At 60.9% G+C, this 16704-nt stretch carries 16 protein-coding genes; 7 read left to right on the forward strand and 9 right to left on the reverse strand.

The window, feature by feature from the left end:
- Positions 1-10: 10 nt before the first annotated feature.
- From Q8K08_RS20095 to Q8K08_RS20110, 4 genes are read right to left on the reverse strand one after another with little or no spacing between them, the layout of a single operon-like run.
- A complete protein-coding gene (locus Q8K08_RS20095) occupies positions 11-421 on the reverse strand; it encodes a cupin domain-containing protein (RefSeq protein ID WP_304798429.1) in 411 nt (136 codons plus the stop codon).
- Positions 422-466: 45 nt separating this feature from the next.
- Positions 467-1447: a methyltetrahydrofolate cobalamin methyltransferase gene (locus tag Q8K08_RS20100; RefSeq protein ID WP_305251534.1), complete on the reverse strand. Its 981-nt coding sequence runs from the start codon at positions 1445-1447 to the stop codon at positions 467-469.
- A gap of 15 nt (positions 1448-1462) precedes the next feature.
- Positions 1463-2383, reverse strand: coding sequence for a methylenetetrahydrofolate reductase (locus Q8K08_RS20105; protein ID WP_304798423.1), 921 nt, complete (start codon positions 2381-2383; stop codon positions 1463-1465).
- A 31-nt stretch (positions 2384-2414) separates the two neighbouring features.
- A complete protein-coding gene (locus Q8K08_RS20110; RefSeq protein WP_304798421.1) occupies positions 2415-2717 on the reverse strand; it encodes a virulence factor in 303 nt (100 codons plus the stop codon).
- Between the two features lie 281 nt (positions 2718-2998).
- On the opposite strand from Q8K08_RS20110, the gene Q8K08_RS20115 reads away from it, so the two are divergent.
- Complete coding sequence (locus Q8K08_RS20115; protein WP_305251535.1) at positions 2999-4135, forward strand: Ppx/GppA phosphatase family protein; 1137 nt, start codon at positions 2999-3001, stop codon at positions 4133-4135.
- Complete coding sequence (locus Q8K08_RS20120; protein WP_304800439.1) at positions 4132-4878, forward strand: RlmE family RNA methyltransferase; 747 nt, start codon at positions 4132-4134, stop codon at positions 4876-4878. The genes Q8K08_RS20115 and Q8K08_RS20120 overlap by 4 nt, the downstream gene beginning before the upstream one ends.
- Before the next feature lie 81 nt (positions 4879-4959).
- Here the strand turns inward: Q8K08_RS20120 and Q8K08_RS20125 are convergent, their stop codons facing one another.
- Complete coding sequence (locus Q8K08_RS20125) at positions 4960-5529, reverse strand: DUF882 domain-containing protein (protein WP_304800437.1); 570 nt, start codon at positions 5527-5529, stop codon at positions 4960-4962.
- 323 nt (positions 5530-5852) lie between these two features.
- Between Q8K08_RS20125 and Q8K08_RS20130 the strand changes: the two genes are divergently transcribed.
- Genes Q8K08_RS20130 through Q8K08_RS20145 form a run of 4 tightly spaced genes read left to right on the forward strand, consistent with a single transcriptional unit; the run spans position 5853 to position 10101 of the window.
- A complete protein-coding gene (locus Q8K08_RS20130; RefSeq protein WP_304800435.1) occupies positions 5853-7466 on the forward strand; it encodes a murein L,D-transpeptidase in 1614 nt (537 codons plus the stop codon).
- 42 nt (positions 7467-7508) lie between these two features.
- Complete coding sequence (locus Q8K08_RS20135; protein WP_305251536.1) at positions 7509-8588, forward strand: UDP-3-O-(3-hydroxymyristoyl)glucosamine N-acyltransferase; 1080 nt, start codon at positions 7509-7511, stop codon at positions 8586-8588.
- Positions 8589-8628: 40 nt separating this feature from the next.
- On the forward strand, positions 8629-8892 hold the full coding sequence (locus Q8K08_RS20140) for an acyl carrier protein (protein ID WP_305251537.1): 264 nt from the start codon (positions 8629-8631) through the stop codon (positions 8890-8892).
- Between the two features lie 6 nt (positions 8893-8898).
- Complete coding sequence (locus Q8K08_RS20145; protein WP_305251538.1) at positions 8899-10101, forward strand: beta-ketoacyl synthase; 1203 nt, start codon at positions 8899-8901, stop codon at positions 10099-10101.
- A 59-nt stretch (positions 10102-10160) separates the two neighbouring features.
- Here the strand turns inward: Q8K08_RS20145 and Q8K08_RS20150 are convergent, their stop codons facing one another.
- The gene (locus Q8K08_RS20150) at positions 10161-10802 is read right to left on the reverse strand and encodes an invasion associated locus B family protein (RefSeq protein WP_304800427.1); all 642 of its coding nucleotides are present in this window, start codon (positions 10800-10802) and stop codon (positions 10161-10163) included.
- Between the two features lie 457 nt (positions 10803-11259).
- Between Q8K08_RS20150 and Q8K08_RS20155 the strand changes: the two genes are divergently transcribed.
- A complete protein-coding gene (locus Q8K08_RS20155; protein ID WP_305251539.1) occupies positions 11260-12816 on the forward strand; it encodes a helicase HerA-like domain-containing protein in 1557 nt (518 codons plus the stop codon).
- Positions 12817-12858: 42 nt separating this feature from the next.
- Here Q8K08_RS20155 and Q8K08_RS20160 read toward each other — a convergent pair whose 3' ends face one another.
- From Q8K08_RS20160 to Q8K08_RS20170, 3 genes are read right to left on the reverse strand one after another with little or no spacing between them, the layout of a single operon-like run.
- Positions 12859-14163, reverse strand: coding sequence for an HlyC/CorC family transporter (locus Q8K08_RS20160; RefSeq protein WP_304802454.1), 1305 nt, complete (start codon positions 14161-14163; stop codon positions 12859-12861).
- Between the two features lie 56 nt (positions 14164-14219).
- Entirely contained in the window at positions 14220-15173 is a 954-nt protein-coding gene (locus tag Q8K08_RS20165) for a tyrosine recombinase (RefSeq protein WP_304802456.1), read from the reverse strand.
- Positions 15170-16615: a hypothetical protein gene (locus tag Q8K08_RS20170; RefSeq protein ID WP_305251540.1), complete on the reverse strand. Its 1446-nt coding sequence runs from the start codon at positions 16613-16615 to the stop codon at positions 15170-15172. Before Q8K08_RS20170 ends, Q8K08_RS20165 begins: the two co-directional genes overlap by 4 nt.
- Positions 16616-16704 lie beyond the last annotated feature (89 nt).

A 16704-nucleotide genomic window follows, 5' to 3' on the forward strand; every position in this document is an offset into this window, starting at 1 on the left:
ATCTGGGACGTCATAGGGGAAACTCCTGCTCGTCCGGTGGTTCTAGGCCAACCGGCGGCATCTGCAATGCGGCGACTTGTGTTGCCTTAAAGCTGTAGGCGATTTCATCGAAACTGTCGGCGGCAAAGACGTAAAACCAGCTCATTGGCTCGGTCGCCAAAATGATGCCATGCACCGCGCCGCCGGGAATGAACAGGGCCACGCCGGGCGACAAGGGGCAGGCCGTGCCATCAACCATCACAACCCCGGATCCGGACAGGCCAAAATACACTTCGGCTTGTGGGTGGCTGTGCAGGGTAAATGTGTCGCCCGCCGCCACATGTGCGACACCACAGGTAAGGCTGTCAGTAGGGGTGATCCCGGCCGAGAACAGACTTTGCCACCGCACCGAACCATGTGCAGGATCAGCCCATGTTTCCATGGGCTGATCCGAGGCGTTCAGGGCGAAACCTGTGCGCAAGATGGTTCAGGCGCGGCCGCGACGGCCGCCGCGGCGCCCGCCTGCAGCCTGAGAGGCCGCGCTGGAGGCTTCGGCAAAGCTCATCCCGCCTTCGACTGCTTCCAGCACCTTGGCAAAGCGGATCCACTCGCCGCCGTTGGAATCGTGGTTCATCAGGAAGTTGGCGGCGCGGATCGCCTCCATCTCTTGCTGGCGGACCGGGTTCATGATCGCGGATGTCATACCGGCACCGATTGCCATCGGCAGGAAAGCCGCGTTGATGCCGTGCCGATGCGGCAGGCCAAAGCTGATATTGGAGGCGCCGCAGGTCGTGTTCACACCCAGCTCATCGCGCAAACGTCGCACAAGCGTGAACACCTGCTGTCCGGCAGAGCCCATGGCACCGACCGGCATCACCAGCGGATCAACCACGATGTCATGCGCCGGAATCCCGAAATCGGCGGCGCGTTCGACGATCTTTTTGGCCACCGCAAAGCGCACGTCCGGGTCTTCGGAAATGCCGGTATCGTCGTTGGAAATTGCCACCACTGGCACGTTGTATTTCTTGACCAGCGGCAAAACCAGTTCCAGCCGGTGCTCTTCACCAGTGACCGAGTTCAGAAGCGGCCGACCTTCGCAGGCCATCAGGCCGGATTCCAACGCGCCTGGAACCGAAGAGTCGATGCACAAGGGCACGTCCACGGTTTGCTGAATAATTTCAATCAGCGCCTTCATCAGCGGCGGTTCGACAAAGTTGTTGTCGGCATAACGCGGATCGGACGCCATCTTGTTGGTAAACACAGCGCCCGAGTTCACATCAAGCACAGTTGCGCCGCAGGCCACCTGTTCCAGCGCGTCGCGGATCACGGTTTCAAAATTGCCCATCTCCAACTCGGCAGCAAGTTTCTTACGGCCTGTCGGATTGATGCGCTCTCCGATGACGCAGAACGGTTCGTCAAAGCCGATGATGACGGTTTTCGTTTTGGACTCGATGACGGTGCGGGTCATTCTTCAACCTTTTTCTTAAGCGGCTTTGGCAGGTTTGCCAGCAGCGCCGCCATGTTCTGTCACCCATTGGGCATTGGTCTTGATCCCGCCCAACGGAAAGAAATGGACCTGTTCGATCCCAAAGCTTGGGTTTGCCGCCTTGTGCGCCGCCAATGCGGTCAGCACATCTGTCGGCTCATAGGGCAAAAGCAGTTTGGTCACGTCCATGGCCCGCTTTTGCAGCACTTTCAGCGACGGGCCAACCCCGCAGGCGATGGCAAACTTGATCAGCGTTTGCAATTTCGCGGGGCCTGCCACGCCGATATGCACCGGCAGTTTCACGCCCTCAGCCGCCAGACGATCCACCCATGCGATCACCGGGGCTGCGTCAAAGCAGAACTGCGTCGCCATTGCCATCTGCGCATCTGTCCGCTCGGCAAACGCTGATTTCCAGCGCGCGGCCTCCATCACCATGCGGTCCGATCCGTCCGGGTCGATGTCCTTGTTGCCCTCGGGGTGGCCTGCCACATGCAGGCGGACAAAACCGTCAAACGCCCCTGTTTCCAGCAGCTGCATCGATGTGTGAAAATCGCCCGCAGGCTGCGCGACGCCACCGGCCAGCAACAGGCCTTGCCGAACGCCCACATCGCGGTAGCGGCTGATCCAATCAGTCAGGGTGGCGCGGTCTTTGATGATGCGGGCGGGAAAATGCGGCATCGCGGTGAAGCCATCATCGGCCAGACGCTTTGCGGTGGCCACCATTTCCTCGATCGGCGTGCCGTCGATATGGGCGATATAGACGCGGGTGCCAGTGGGCAGCAGCGCGCGGAAATCTTCGACTTTTTCGGCGGTGCGCGGCATGACCTCGATGGAATAGCCCTGCAAAAAGGCCTCCAGTTGCCCTTGCGAGGGGGTCGGGGCTTGCGCGGATTTGGCGCGGAAGTTGAACAAGGCCATAACTCTCTCCCTCAGGGTCATGCGCGGTGCCTCAGGCCTTTGCCCAGCCATCCGCCGCGATCAGTGCTTTAAGACGTTCAGTATCATACTCGGCTTCCAGGCGGGCGGCTTCGTCGCGGGCAACATCTTCTTGTTCGCCGTCAACCTCATAGGCCGGCGCCTTGTGCCATTCGGCAAGGTAGGCGTCTGCATCCTTTGCACCGATTTTCATCGCGCAGCGGTCGATCGCCTGTTCAAAGCGTTCGGTCAGTTGCACCTTGGCCCCGCGCCGACCCTTGCCCACAATCACCTGGGCCGGAATATCGCGCCAAAAGACCACTGTAACCTCTGCCATCGCCTGATTCCTCTGACCTGTGTTGACACCGTTCTAATCGTCTGCTTGCGACAAGAGGGTGCGTTTTCGACATGGTGCGTCGCATCTGCGACCCGCTACCCTGACAACGCGTAACCTAGCGCAAAGCAGCAACAGTCGCGACAGGGGCCAGACCCAAAAATTCTCATACAGATCATGCGCACAAACGATGTTCACGGGTGCCATTTTTCACCCCAGCATGAGTGCTTGCGGCAAGGGGGCATCGGCGCTAGGTTGAATGCAACCACATATGGAGGGCGACCATGACGCCCGAGCGTCCCCGAGGGGAGGACGCGTCGCAAACACCGATAGAGCCTGAAAACGGCTCTCGTGTCGTCGAATCGTCACCCCCTCAAAAGCCGGGGCAGGGCACGCTATATGCGGCGCTCGACCTTGGCACCAACAGTTGCCGTATGCTGATTGCCCAGCCTAAGGGTAGTCAATTTACGGTGGTGGACAGTTTTTCAAAGACTGTTCAGCTGGGCATCGGGCTTGAAGCCTCGGGCCGGCTTTCTCGTGCGTCCATGGGACGGACGGTGCAGGCCTTACGGATTTGCCAGAAAAAGATTGAACGGCATGGCGTCAAGCGCATGCGGCTGGTGGCGACCGAAGCCTGCCGCCGCGCCCGCAACGCGCGCGATTTCATCCGGCAGGTCAAACGCGAGGCCGGGCTGGCGCTTGAAATCATCACGCCCGAGGAGGAGGCGCGGCTGGCCGTGATCTCTTGCGCGCCTTTGGTGAATGAGCGCACCGAACAACTGCTTGTGGTCGATATCGGCGGCGGGTCTACCGAGCTTGTCTGGATTGACCTGTCAGGTGTGGTGCCCGAAAACCGGCCCCGCGCGATCATGAGCCTGCACACCGGGTTTGACGGCCAGCCAGAAGGCGGCGCGCGGGTGGTGGACTGGATTTCGGTGCCGCTGGGGGTGGCCACCCTGCGCGATCAGTTCATTGATGTGGACGACGACGCCGCCCGCTTTGCGCTGATGAGCTGGTTTTTTGAGGAACAACTGGCTAGTTTTTCGCCGTACAATGCGCAGCAAGCGCGGACAGGGTTCCAGATCATCGGCACCTCTGGCACAGTGACGACGGTGGCAGCCAGCTATCTTGGTCTGCGCCGCTATGACCGGACCAAGGTGGACGGCTTGCAGATGACCAGCGACCAGATTGATTTTGTGATCCGCGACTATCTTAGCCTTGGGCCAGAGGGGCGGCGCACCGATCCGCGGATCGGGCGGGACCGCCATGCGCTGATCATGTCCGGGGCGGCTATCCTTCAGGCGCTGATGCGGATATGGCCCACGGATCGCCTTTCCGTGGCCGACCGTGGCCTGCGCGAAGGGCTTCTTTATGCCCAGATGACCGCCGATGGCGTGTTGACCGAAGGACCATTCACATGAGTGAAAAGAACATTTCTGGCCGGGGCCAGCGAGAATTGCGGGTGCGGGTGAAAACCGCCAAGGGGCGCAAGCTGTCGTCTACGCTGTGGCTGGAACGCCAGCTGAACGATCCATACGTGATCCGCGCGCGCAAAGAAGGCTTTCGCGGGCGCGCTGCATACAAGATTTCGGAACTGGATGACAGGTACGGCTTTCTGAAGCCCGGTTCGCGGGTGGTGGACCTTGGCTGTGCGCCGGGGGGCTGGTGTCAGGTGGCGGTGGTGCGCGTCAACGCATTGGCGCAGAACCCGAAAAAGCCGGTGGGCACGGTGCTTGGCGTCGATCTGCAAGAGGTGGAGCCGATTCCCGGCGCAGAGCTGCACCAGTTGGATTTCCTGTCCGATGATGCCGATGCGCTGGTCAAGGGCTGGCTTGGCGGGCGGGCTGATGTGGTGCTGTCAGACATGGCCGCCGCTGCGTCTGGCCACAAGGCGACCGACCACTTGCGCATTGTGGCATTGATCGAGGCGGCGCTGGATTTCGCCTTTGACGTGCTGGAAGACGGCGGCACCTTTGTTGCCAAGGTTCTGGCGGGCGGGGCCGAAAACACCATGCAGGTCATGTTGAAAAAGAATTTCACCAAGGTCGCCAATGTAAAGCCAGCCGCCAGCCGGTCGGACAGCTCTGAAAAGTTTGTGGTTGCCATGGGGTATCGTGGCCGTGCGCTTGCTGCCGCCAAGCGCGATGAAGAGTCCGAAGATTGATCCCGGTCTGAAAACAATGGACCCAATGCGAAAGGCACCCCGCGGGGTGCCTTTTTCACAAAAACTCTAACGATCTCTGGCTTAGCCGCCCCAGTTACGCACCGGGCCGCAATCCATATGAACGAAGTTGGACCGCGAATATTTGCCCACCCCGCCGGATGCACAAGCCGCTGCTGCCTTGGCCATCTGTGACACCGAGCGCGACTTCAGACGCAAATCGGCTGCCTGACCCCTCAGGTGCAGCGAGTTCTTGGCAACGCCGCCCGACTGCGACCGCAGCATGGCGTTGGTGCGCGGGCTGCGATAGCCCGACAGCATCATATAGGGTTCCTTCACATCCATCAGACGATGTGAAGCTGCCATGATATCCACCGTGCGCGCGTCGATATTGGTCACGTCATTTGACCGCCAATCGCGCATGAAGTGGTTGATTTCAGTCATAACTTCGGGAATGTATTTGCCTTCGATCCAGTAGATCGTGTCAATGCTTTCCCCGGTCCGGCCTGAATACATGCGGATGCGGCGAATGTCGCCCGCACCGCGCAAAAGACCGAACGCGTTGGAGTAGGTCGGAGCCGCCACCACAAGAGAGGCTGCAAACGCGCCCAACAGGCCGCGCCGTGAAATTCCCAACGTCGATGTATCTGCCATTCTAGCGCCTGTCCCGTCGCAATTCTTGACCACCTAGACGGCGGTTCGTCTGCACTTCATCCCCAAGTGTGCGAACCTTATGCCACAGCAGGATTCGCAACCCAAGGGCAGATTCTCCGCCAGTTCCCGTTTTAGCGGTCATCGGCAAATTTTTGCTGAAAGCCGCCGAAACAATGCGCTGTATTTTTCCTACCGGACTGTTGCGGATAAGTAACGAAATCCGGTGTGAATGTGATGTTCTGGCCGGAACGTGAATGGACAGTGCCGCCAACTTCGCGGAAAGTCGCAACAATATGGTGGGTTAAGACGGAGACGACATCACGATGGCTCGATTGACTGTTTCTGCTGCTGCGCGTGGGTTGCTTCTGTCTGCGTCTTTTGTGGTCTTTGCTGGGCAGACTCTGCTGGCACAAGAGTTTCCCAGCCCGTTCATCCAGACCATCGCGATTGAAGCGGCCGAGGATGAGGCGATTGCCGCGTTCTATCGTGAAAACGGCTATCGCACCCTATGGACTGGCGCCGCCGAACAGGATTCGGCGCGACGCGCGGCGCTTTTGCAGGCCTTGTCGCGGGCAGGGGACCATGCCTTGCCAACCGCGCGCTATGATGTTGCCAAGCTGACGGCCATGCTGACGACCGCCCAGACCGAAGGCGACCGCGCTCGGGCCGAAGTCGCGCTTACGCGGGCATATCTGTCCTATGCGCGTGATGTCTCCACCGGGGCGACCAATCCGAAATCAGTGGATCCGGGCATTGTGCGTGAGATCGGGCGGCCCGACCCCACGCTGTTGCTGGCCCAGATGCAGGCACGCAACCCCGCTGAAGTTCTGCACGGTTTACTGCCAAGCTCGCCACGCTATGCGCAACTTGTGCGCGCCAAGCTGGCGCTGGAAGCCAGCATGGATCAGGGCGGCTGGGGGACGGTGGTCCGGGCAAAGTCACTTGCGCCGGGTGATACGGGTGATGCGGTGGTGGCCTTGCGCGACCGTCTGATCGCCATGGGTTATCTGTCGCGCTCGGCCACGCAAAGCTATGATGCCACTATCGAAAACGCAGTGCAGCGGTTTCAGCTCGATCATGGGCTGGTCGCGGATGGCGCCGCGGGCGAGGGCACGCTGGCAGAGCTGAACATCGGCCCTGATGCGCGGCTGAAATCGGTGATCGTGGCGATAGAGCGGGTGCGCTGGATGCACGATACCCCTTTGGGAGATCGCCACATCTGGGTGAACATTCCTGATTTCACCGCCAAGATCATTGACCAAGGCAAAGTCACCTTTGAAACCCGGTCGGTGGTTGGCAAGGATGTGACCGCACAGCACACGCCGGAATTTTCTGACATGATGGCGCATATGGTCATCAACCCAAGCTGGGGTGTGCCCCGGTCGATCATCGTGAATGAATACCTTCCGCTCTTGCAGCGCAACCCGAATGCGGTCAGCCATTTGCAGGTGATCGACAATCGCGGGCGCGTCGTGCCGCGCGGATCGGTCAACTTTGCGGGTTATTCGTCTCGGACCTTCCCCTTTGGCCTGCGCCAGCCGCCGTCAAACGGCAACGCTCTGGGCCTGGTCAAGTTCATGTTTCCCAATGTTCACAACATCTATCTGCATGATACACCGGCTAAAAATCTGTTTTCCCATGATGTGCGCGCCTATAGCCATGGCTGTATCCGTCTGGCAGACCCGTTTGATTTTGCCTATGCACTGCTGGCCTTACAATCAGACGACCCACAGGCTGAATTCGCGCGCCACCTGAAGACCGGCAATGAAACAACCGTGCGGCTGGAGCAAAAAGTTCCGGTGCATCTGGTCTATTTTACCGCCTATCCGGGGGCAAAGGGGCAGATGACCTATCGCCGCGATATCTATGGCCGCGATGCCAAACTGTTTCAGGCGCTTGAAGCCGCCGGGGTGGTCTTGCCATCGGTTCGGGGATAAAACGCCGTTGAGCCGCAAGGACGCGGTGACAGGAGTTTTGCCATGGCCCACTCGATCGCCGATATTGCCGCTGCCATCGGGGCAGAGTTTGTGGGTGATGGTGCGCTGAAAGTTGGCCGCGCGTCCGAACCTCATCAGGCCGGGCCGGATGATCTGGCGCTCGCGGTAAACCCGAAATACGCGGACGGTCTGGCGCAAGGACAGGCACGGGCGGCCATGCTGTGGCCCGGCGCGGATTGGCAGTCGTTAAAACTGAAGGCCGCTATCTTTGCCCCGCGCGGACGCTTGGCACTGGCCGGGCTGACTGCATTGCTGGACCACGGCCCGGCGATTGCCCCCGGCATCCACCCGATGAGCGTGCTAGACCCAACAGCACAGATTGGCGACGGCGTCGCCATTGGCCCCTTTGTCACCATCGGCGCGGGTGTTGTGCTTGGGCCGAATGCACGGATTGCCAGCCATGTCAGCATTGCCGAAGGTGCGCGGATCGGGGCGGATGCGCTGATCTTGCAAGGCGCAAGGATTGGGGCACGTGTAACCATTGGCGCGCGGTTTATCTGCCAGCCGGGGGCGGTGATCGGGGCGGACGGGTTTTCCTTTGTCACGCCTGAGAAATCCGGGGTTGAGGAAATCCGCGAAACTCTGGGCCAGCGGGAAGACATCCGCGCCCAAAGCTGGACACGCATTCATTCGCTGGGTGCGGTCACCATCGGCGATGATGTGGAAATCGGTGCGAATGCCTGCATTGACCGGGGCACGATCCGCGACACCAGCATCGGCAACGGCACGAAACTGGATAATCTGGTCCATATCGGGCATAATGTGCAGGTCGGCGATGATTGCCTGTTGTGTGGTCAGGTCGGCGTGGCCGGATCGGCGCGGATCGGCAACCGCGTGGTGCTGGCCGGGCAATGCGGAGTGAATGACAATATCTTTGTGGGTGATGACGTGATTTGCGGCGGCGCCACCAAAGTCTTTACCAATGCCCCCGCAGGGCGGGTTCTTCTGGGCTATCCGGCAGTGAAGCTGGAAACCCATGTCGAGATGCAAAAGGCCCTGCGCCGTTTGCCCCGTCTGGCTGCAAAAGTTGCCGGGATTGAGAAAGTCATCCAGAAGTCATGATGGCTTTCTATACATTGCGCAAACAGGAAGGAATGATCACATGACCCAGACCGCACAGACCATCATCGAGATCATTGCTGACAAGGCACTGCTGGAACTCGGTGATCTGACCACGGACACCCGGCTGGATGCGCTGGCGCTGGACAGTCTGGCGATGGTGGAACTGATCTTTGCCTTGGAAGAAACCTTCGACATTTCGGTGCCGTTCAACGCGAATGATCCGGGCAAGGATGACTTTGATTTGTCTTCCGTTGGCGCGATCGTTCAGGCGGTTGAGGGCCTTGTATCGCAAAAGGCCGCCTGATCCCATATGCACAGGGTCGTGATTACCGGCGCGGGCACCATCAACGCCTTGGGCCATGATGTGCCCGCCACCATCGCCGCATTTGCTGCGGGCACAGGTGGTATTGGCGCACTTGATATCCCTGATGTGGATCGCCTGTCGATCCGTGTCGCCGGACAGGTCCGTGACTGGACCGCATCGGAACATTTCGACCTGCGCGGGCTAAGTCTTTATGACCGGATGACCCAGTTTGCGCTGTGGTCGGCGCGGCAGGCGGTGGCGCAATCGGGGCTGGTGTTTGATGAGGCTCTTGGCCTGCAGGCGGGGGTGATCCTTGGCACGGCGGTTGGAGGGCTTGGCACCATCGACGACAGCTACCGCGCGGTTTATGCAGAGGGCAAGAACCGCGTGCATCCCCTGACCGTGCCGCGTCTGATGGCAAGTGCCGGCGTCAGCCATATCAGCATGACCTATGGCTTGCGCGGGCCAGCCTTTAGCGTGTCGACGGCCTGCGCCAGTTCCAATCATGCGATGGGGCTGGCGTTCCAGATGGTGCGCGCGGGCGCGTCCCCCGTGATGCTGACCGGCGGGGCCGAGGCGATGCTGACCTTTGGCGGGCTAAAGGCATGGGAGGGGCTGCGCGTGATGGCGGCTGACGCCTGCCGCCCGTTTTCGGCCGATCGCAGCGGCATGGTCCAGGGTGAGGGCGCTGCGGTGTTTGTGTTTGAAAACCATGATCATGCGCGCGCACGCGGAGCCGAAATTCTGGCCGAAGTCGTGGGCTTTGCCATGTGTTCAGACTCGCATGATATCGTAATGCCTTCGGTTGATGGCGCGGTGCGGGCGATGCGCGGGGCGCTTTCAGATGCGAGGCTTGATCCGGGGCAGGTGGATTATATCAACGCCCATGGCACCGGAACAAAAGCCAATGACGTGAACGAATCCACCGCGATCCGTGCGGTTTTTGGCGATGCTCCGCCTTTGGTGTCGTCAACCAAGGCAGCACATGGCCATATCATCGGGGGCACCGGCGCGGTTGAGATGCTGGCCTGCCTGATGGCGCTACGCGACGGTGTCATCGCGCCCACACTTGGCTATCGAAAGCCCGATCCGGACTGCCTGCTGGACGTGGTGCCCAACACCGCGCGCCGGGCTGATGTGACAGTGGCAATGACCAATGCCTTTGCCTTTGGCGGGTTGAATGCGGTGCTGGTGCTGCGCCGGATGTAGCCGCAATGCAAAAGGCCGCGCCCAATGGACGCGGCCCCGCAAAATCCAACGCTAAACCCTTATGGGTTGGTCGCGGACACAGCCGCATAGCCTGCGGTAAAGCCTTTCAGCGACAGCTCGACCGCCACCTTTTGATCGGGAGCGACCACAGGAACAATGGTCAGAACGGCTTTTGCACCGCGTTTGAACTGGTCAATCTCTGCCGCGGTGAAGCCGATGCGGGCAACGCAGCCCATGGTCGAGCAGAAGGTGAACGGATAGACCTTGGCGGTTGACGCATCGACGCCCATCAGCAGGTTTTCGGTCAACAACGTCTCAAGCGGAACAACGACCGTGGCGCCCGCAACTGCCTGCCCGCCTGTGGGCAGGTTGAACAAGCTGAACTCGGCCACGGCATTGCCTTCGGAATCGCGCAGCAACTGATACAGCTGGCAAGGGTTGGATCCGTCTTCGGTGCGGATGCAGCGCTGTTCCCAGGCTTCGAAATTTTTCTCCACATACGAGCTGCCGACGCCATCTGTTCCAACTTCGGTGCCCATGGACAGGCTCGGATCAGCGGCTGGGACTGCCTCTTCGCTTGAGGGTGCAGGGGCTGGCTCTGGCGTGGCATCCTGCGCCCAAAGGGCAGTGGACACAGACGACGCCAGCACAAGGGCCATGGCAAGGGATTTCGTAAGGGGAGAGATCGTTGAAAAGGTCATGTCACGTCCATCTGTCGCTATATGGTTTTCGCCGTTTGCGCCGCTCTAGCATGTTGCGGCGGGGCTGTCAGGTGCCAAAAACGTGAGCCCGTCAACCGGTCGCGCCGAGGGGCCTGCGTCTTAATGCGTTGATTTGCCCGGAACAAAAAAAGAAAAAGGGCCAGTAAGCCGGCCCTTTTCCATATTTGTTTTTGCTCCCTGTCGGACTGGCCGACTTTATGGTGGAGACGCTACGGCGGAATGTGGCAGGCGTCAATGTGAATCTGATCACAATTTCACCTGTAAAACATATGCAAAAGTCGCATCAATCGGAAGGCAAACGGGGACACGCCTGCGCAAGCCGTCCAACAGAAATTGATGGTGAGTTCTTGGGTGGCATCGGGTGGGGAACCGGGTATTGTTGGCCCGCGCGGCGCTTGATCCGCGCACATACGGGTGTGTAACAAGGAGACGGCTGGTGTCAGATGAGCCTTCAATTTTTGTCGGTGGTGGTGGTGAAGGCTATGGCGTTCCGCAGTCCCTGCTTTTGGGATACGGCAACCGTCATGGCCTGATTGCAGGGGCCACGGGCACCGGCAAGACGATCACCTTGCAGATCTTGGCCGAAGGGTTTTCTGCCGCCGGGGTTCCGGTGTTCATGTCTGATGTAAAGGGCGATCTGTCGGGCCTTGCTCTGGCAGGCAGCCCCGATGGCAAGCTGCATGCGCCGTTCATGAAGCGGTCGGCGACCATCGGGCTTGATCTGCAATATCGGGCGTTTCCGGTGACGTTCTGGGATCTGTTTGGCCAGCAAGGCCACCCGATCCGCGCCACGGTGGCCGAAATGGGGCCGCTGTTGCTGGCCCGGTTGCTGGAACTGACAGAGGCGCAGGAAGGCGTGCTGAACGTGGCCTTCCGGCTTGCGGATGAAGAAGAACTGCCACTGCTGGATCTGAAGGATCTGCAAGCGTTGCTGGTGTTCATCGGCGAAAACGCCAGTGCGATTTCTACGCGCTACGGTCTTGTGGCCGCCGCCTCGATCGGGGCAATCCAGCGCCGGTTGCTGGTGCTGGAAAATCAGGGTGGGGCGGGGTTCTTTGGCGAACCGGCGCTGGAACTGGATGATCTGATGCTGTCCGACCCGCAGGGGATGGGGCGGATCAACATTCTGGCCGCTGACAAGCTGATGCACAGCCCGCGTCTTTATGCGACCTTTCTGCTATGGCTGTTGTCCGAGTTGTTCGAGACCCTGCCCGAGGTGGGCGACCCCGAAAAGCCCAAGCTGGTGTTCTTCTTTGACGAGGCGCATCTGCTGTTTACCGACGCGCCGCGCGCCTTGGTACAAAAGGTGGAACAAGTGGCCCGCCTGATCCGATCTAAGGGGGTGGGGGTGTATTTCATCACTCAGAACCCGGCCGATGTGCCCGAAAACATCCTTGGCCAGCTAGGCAACCGGGTGCAGCACGCCCTGCGCGCCTTTACCGCCAAGGATCAGAAAGACCTGCGGATGGCTGCGCAAACCTATCGCGACAACCCTGAGTTCAAAACCGAAGACGCCATCCGCGATGTGGGCACCGGTGAGGCTGTGACCTCGTTTCTGGAGCGCAAGGGCATTCCGGGCGTTGTGCAGCGCACGCTGATCCGGCCGCCCTCCAGTCAGGTCGGGCCAATTGATCCGGGCGTTCGGGCGCAGCTTATGGTGATGTCGCCGGTGGCAGGCAAATACGACACGGTGATCGACCGCGACAGCGCCTATGAACGGCTGCGCGCGCGCGAACACAAAGCCGCAGCTGAGGCCGCGGCGGCAGAGGCAAAAGCAGCAGAGCCGCGCCAGGACGATGGCGGATTCAGCAAGGGGCGGCGCTATGATGGCGGCACCACCACGCGCGCCACCAAGCCTGCACCCAGAACCACCAGCCGCAGCAGCGATTCGGTGGGCGAGGCGTTTGCCAAAAGCTTTGCGCGCCAGTTGGGCACCCGGTCCGGGCAAGCGATTGTGCGGGGCGTTTTGGGGTCTTTGTTCAAGAAACGCTGACCTGAACCGCCGGGCAGGGGCGTCCTTGCCCGGCGCGCGGTGCTACAGAGGCCGCATCTTCAGCTTCACAATCCGGTTCTCGCGCTTTTGCACCACTTCGAACCGGAAGCCGTGAAAGCTGAAGGCCTGACCTTCATTCGGAATCATCTGTGCTTCATGGATAACCAGCCCGGCGATGGTGTTTGCCTCGTCATCTGGCAGGTTCCAGTCCATCGCGCGGTTCAGGTCGCGGATGGTCATCTGACCCTCGACCAGATAATCGCCGTTCTCGGCCCGCTTCAGCGCGGAATCCTTTTGCACCACGTCAAATTCATCAGTGATCTCGCCCACGATTTCCTCAAGGATATCTTCCAGCGTAATCAGCCCCTGCAAGCCGCCGTATTCATCCACCACCAGCGCAAAATGCGTGCGGCGTTTGAGAAACTGACGCATCTGTTCATCCAGCGCCGTGGTGTCGGGAATGAAATAGGGCTTCATCGCAACCTTGACGATATCAAGATTCTTGACCGACCCGACAGCACCGTTTTCGCTGCGCAGCAGCCGATCCACCTCGCGCAGAAGGTCTTTGGCGTGAATAACGCCCAGAATGTTCTCCTCGTCGCCGCGAAACAGAGGCAGGCGGGTGTGGGGGCTGGCCAGAACCTTGGTGATGATCTGATCGGGGGACTGGTCGGCGTCCAGCATCTCGATGTGGCGACGGTGGCGCATGATTTCATCCACCGTCCGGCTGCCAAGATCCAGCGCGCCCAGCAGGCGATCGCGGTCTTCCTTTTCCACCGCGCCCTCAGAATGGCCAAGCGCAATCGCGCCCATGATCTCTTCGCGCAGAGCAAGGAATTTGCCCTCGGGGTCGGCCTTGACGCCAAACAGGCGCAGCACGCCGCGCACCAGCACCCGCACCACTGAAACGATGGGCGAGAAGACCAGGATCAGCACCCGGATGACCGGGGCAACGCGGGTTGCAAAGGCTTCGGGAAAAGTGATGGCAAGGGTCTTTGGCAGCACCTCGCCAAAGATCAGCACCAGAATGGTCATACCGAGCGTGGCAAAGGCCACCCCGGAATCGCCCAGCATCCGGGTCAGCATGGCCGTCGCAAGCGATGCCGACAGGATATTGACCACATTGTTGCCCAACAGGATCGCGCCGATCATCCGCTCGTTGTCTTCGGTGATCTTCATGGCAGAGGCCGCCCCGAGAGAACCTTTGTCGGCGCTGGTCTTCAGCTTTGCACGCGACGCGGCTGTCAGCGCGGTTTCCGAGCCTGAAAAGAAGGCAGACAAAACCAGCAGACACAGTATCCCAGCGGCAGTCAGCCAAAAGGCGGTGTCGAGGGCAACGTTTTCCATGGTGATCTTTTCTTGTGAAAGGGTGGCAGGTTTTATGGGCTGTGGTGGATCACGCTTCAAGAACCCTTGGTGGATTTTGCCAAAGGGTGATGGTCAAGCACCAGTGATTTCAAATGATCGTCCAGCACATGGGTATAAATTTCGGTCGTGGACAGGTCGGCGTGGCCCAGCAATGTCTGGATCACCCGCAGATCGGCGCCGCCTGCCAGCAGATGCGTGGCAAAGGCATGGCGCAGGGCATGCGGCGTGACCCGCGCGGGCGATACCGCCGCCAGCACCGCGATATCTTTCAGCATCAGATGGAAATGCTGGCGCGTCAGATGGCCGTCGGCCCCCGGTCCGGGGAACAGATGCCGCGACACTGGTTTTCCCGCCAGCCGGGCCTTGTCCTCGGCCTCATCCCTGTGTGCCAGCCACGCGACCAGTGCGGCGCGGGCGGGTCCGGACAGCGGCACCATGCGTTCCTTGCCGCCCTTGCCGCGCACAAGGATCATGCGCGGATCGCCGCGCGCGGCAGATACCGGCAGACTGACCAGTTCGGTCACGCGCATGCCGGTGGCATAGACCAGTTCCAGAAGCGCCGTTGCGCGGGCGCGGTCGGGTTCGGTGCGGCCATGGGTGCGTGCGGCGTCCATCAGCCGCGACACCTCGTCCTGGCTCAGGGCATCGGGCAGGCGTTGCACCGCGCCGGGGCCTTTGATCCGTATGGCGGGATTCTCGGCGCGCCAGCCTTCGTCATGCGCAAAACGGTACATCTGCCGAACCGATGACAAGCGCCGCGCGCGGGTGGCTTTTGAAAGGCCATTGGCATCACATGACACCAAATACGCCTCTACATCGTCGCGGGTTACGGTGGCAAAATGCCCGCCCCGATGCGCGACCCATGCGGCAAAATCCTTGAGGTCGCGCCCATAGGCCAGTTGCGTGTTGCGCGCCGCGTCCAGTTCGGCGGCATGCGCCTCCAGAAACATGGAAATCCAGCCATCTGTAGTTGCGGGGCCAGCGCTCATCCTCGCCGCTCTAGCAGCATCAGTTCCAAAGCGGTGCGCCGGGCGGTGTCTTCCAGCCCGACATGGCGCAAAAAGGCCAGACCATCGGTCACACCCGACAAATCCCCCTGCACGCCGCGCCCGATTTTTTCTATCGCCAGCAAGATCGCCTCGCCCATCCGGCGCTGCTCCATCAAGGCGGCGAACTCGGGAGAGGCGCCGTCGCGCAAAAAGGCAGGGGCAATCGCGCGGCCCAGCGTATCGGGCGGAGTCGCGCCCGCAAGTGAGCCGGTGGCCAGCCCGATCATGAACGCCTCACGCGGGGACGCCGGTTTGTGGGCCTTTGCCAAAGCTTCATAATCGCTGGACAAAAGCCCCAGCTCAAACGCGATGTGCCCGGCCTGACCGGTCAGGGGCAGGCGCGACAGTTCGGTCGCAAACAACGCGGCAAAGGGCACCTCCAGTTCCGCATCCGTCATCCGTGCCCATGCGGCAGGCAGGCGTTGCGCCACAGCACCCGGATCGCCGGCCCGCAGTGCAGTCTCGAAACGCTGAAACGCCTCTACCCGATCCCAGACCCCGCCCGAGGCGGCGGGCAGACGTTCGGTGTAGAGCCCCAGCAAAACATTGGGCGCGATCACCCCGGCTCGCGCCAGCCGTTCCGCCGACTCGATCTGGCTTTTCCAGCCTGCAGTGTCGCGCAGTTCGGCATGGGCAAAGGCCAGCGGCAGCGAAGCGGTGGATTGCGGCTCGCCAATGGCCTCAAACATGCGCCACGCCAACGGAGTCATCCGGGCAGGAATCGGGGGTAGGGCATCGCCTTCATAGATATCGGGGTCAAGAAAGCGCGACAGCAGCGAATCTTCTTCCTCGGTCACATAGCCAAGCGCTTGTGCCGTGCGCAGGGTCAGTGCCGCCGCATTCCAGTCGCCTGACCGTGCCACACAAAAGATGCGAGCAGGAAAAGTCGGTGCCAGATTGGGCGTTTTGCGCATCATCTCGCAGCCACGATCCTCGTGCCCGGTCAGCAAGGCCACGTCAAACGCCCGGCGGAACAACTCCGGATCTCCGGCTGGTGCGGCCTCCAGCAAGGCTGCCGCCTGATCCAGCGCCCCCATCGCCAGCAACCGGTCAATCCGAGCCAGCAGCAAAGCCCCCTTGCCGCTGCTGTCAGCAGGCGGGGCGGCTTCGGCCAGCATCAGCGTGATGGTCAGCGTTTGCAGCGTAGGCAACAGATCGCTGCGATCCTGCGCAATCGCGCCGCGCACCTCCTCCTCCAGCCCCATGCCCCACAAATCGAGCGGCAGACCTGTCGTGGCAGGTGACAACAGGCCAATGCCATCGGGCGATTGGCCATCCAGCACCGATACCGCCACAGATTGCGGCAAAGCCCCACCGGTCACAACCGGCGCTTCTTTGGGTTTGGCGGGTGTGCCGATGGCCGAACCGGCTGGGGAGGACACCGAACTGGAAAGCCAGTCAATCGCGGACAACGGATCATCCGCCCAAACCGGCAACGCCCCCCAAGCGAGGACGCAGAAAACTGCAGGCA

It is taken from the genome of Pseudotabrizicola sp. (assembly GCF_030684215.1).
In the GTDB taxonomy this organism is placed as follows: Bacteria; Pseudomonadota; Alphaproteobacteria; order Rhodobacterales; family Rhodobacteraceae; genus Pseudotabrizicola.

Excerpts from the sequence above, each read along its gene's own strand:
- Q8K08_RS20125 (WP_304800437.1), bottom strand. The coding sequence starts at position 5,529 with ATGGCAGATACATCGACGTTGGGAATTTCACGGCGCGGCCTGTTGGGC.
- Q8K08_RS20150 (WP_304800427.1), bottom strand. The coding sequence starts at position 10,802 with ATGACCTTTTCAACGATCTCTCCCCTTACGAAATCCCTTGCCATGGCC.
- Q8K08_RS20100 (WP_305251534.1), bottom strand. The coding sequence starts at position 1,447 with ATGACCCGCACCGTCATCGAGTCCAAAACGAAAACCGTCATCATCGGC.
- Q8K08_RS20120 (WP_304800439.1), top strand. The coding sequence starts at position 4,132 with ATGAGTGAAAAGAACATTTCTGGCCGGGGCCAGCGAGAATTGCGGGTG.
- Q8K08_RS20130 (WP_304800435.1), top strand. The coding sequence starts at position 5,853 with ATGGCTCGATTGACTGTTTCTGCTGCTGCGCGTGGGTTGCTTCTGTCT.
- Q8K08_RS20165 (WP_304802456.1), bottom strand. The coding sequence starts at position 15,173 with ATGAGCGCTGGCCCCGCAACTACAGATGGCTGGATTTCCATGTTTCTG.
- Q8K08_RS20105 (WP_304798423.1), bottom strand. The coding sequence starts at position 2,383 with ATGGCCTTGTTCAACTTCCGCGCCAAATCCGCGCAAGCCCCGACCCCC.
- Q8K08_RS20135 (WP_305251536.1), top strand. The coding sequence starts at position 7,509 with ATGGCCCACTCGATCGCCGATATTGCCGCTGCCATCGGGGCAGAGTTT.
- Q8K08_RS20115 (WP_305251535.1), top strand. The coding sequence starts at position 2,999 with ATGACGCCCGAGCGTCCCCGAGGGGAGGACGCGTCGCAAACACCGATA.
- Q8K08_RS20140 (WP_305251537.1), top strand. The coding sequence starts at position 8,629 with ATGACCCAGACCGCACAGACCATCATCGAGATCATTGCTGACAAGGCA.
- Q8K08_RS20145 (WP_305251538.1), top strand. The coding sequence starts at position 8,899 with ATGCACAGGGTCGTGATTACCGGCGCGGGCACCATCAACGCCTTGGGC.
- Q8K08_RS20160 (WP_304802454.1), bottom strand. The coding sequence starts at position 14,163 with ATGGAAAACGTTGCCCTCGACACCGCCTTTTGGCTGACTGCCGCTGGG.
- Q8K08_RS20095 (WP_304798429.1), bottom strand. The coding sequence starts at position 421 with ATGGAAACATGGGCTGATCCTGCACATGGTTCGGTGCGGTGGCAAAGT.
- Q8K08_RS20110 (WP_304798421.1), bottom strand. The coding sequence starts at position 2,717 with ATGGCAGAGGTTACAGTGGTCTTTTGGCGCGATATTCCGGCCCAGGTG.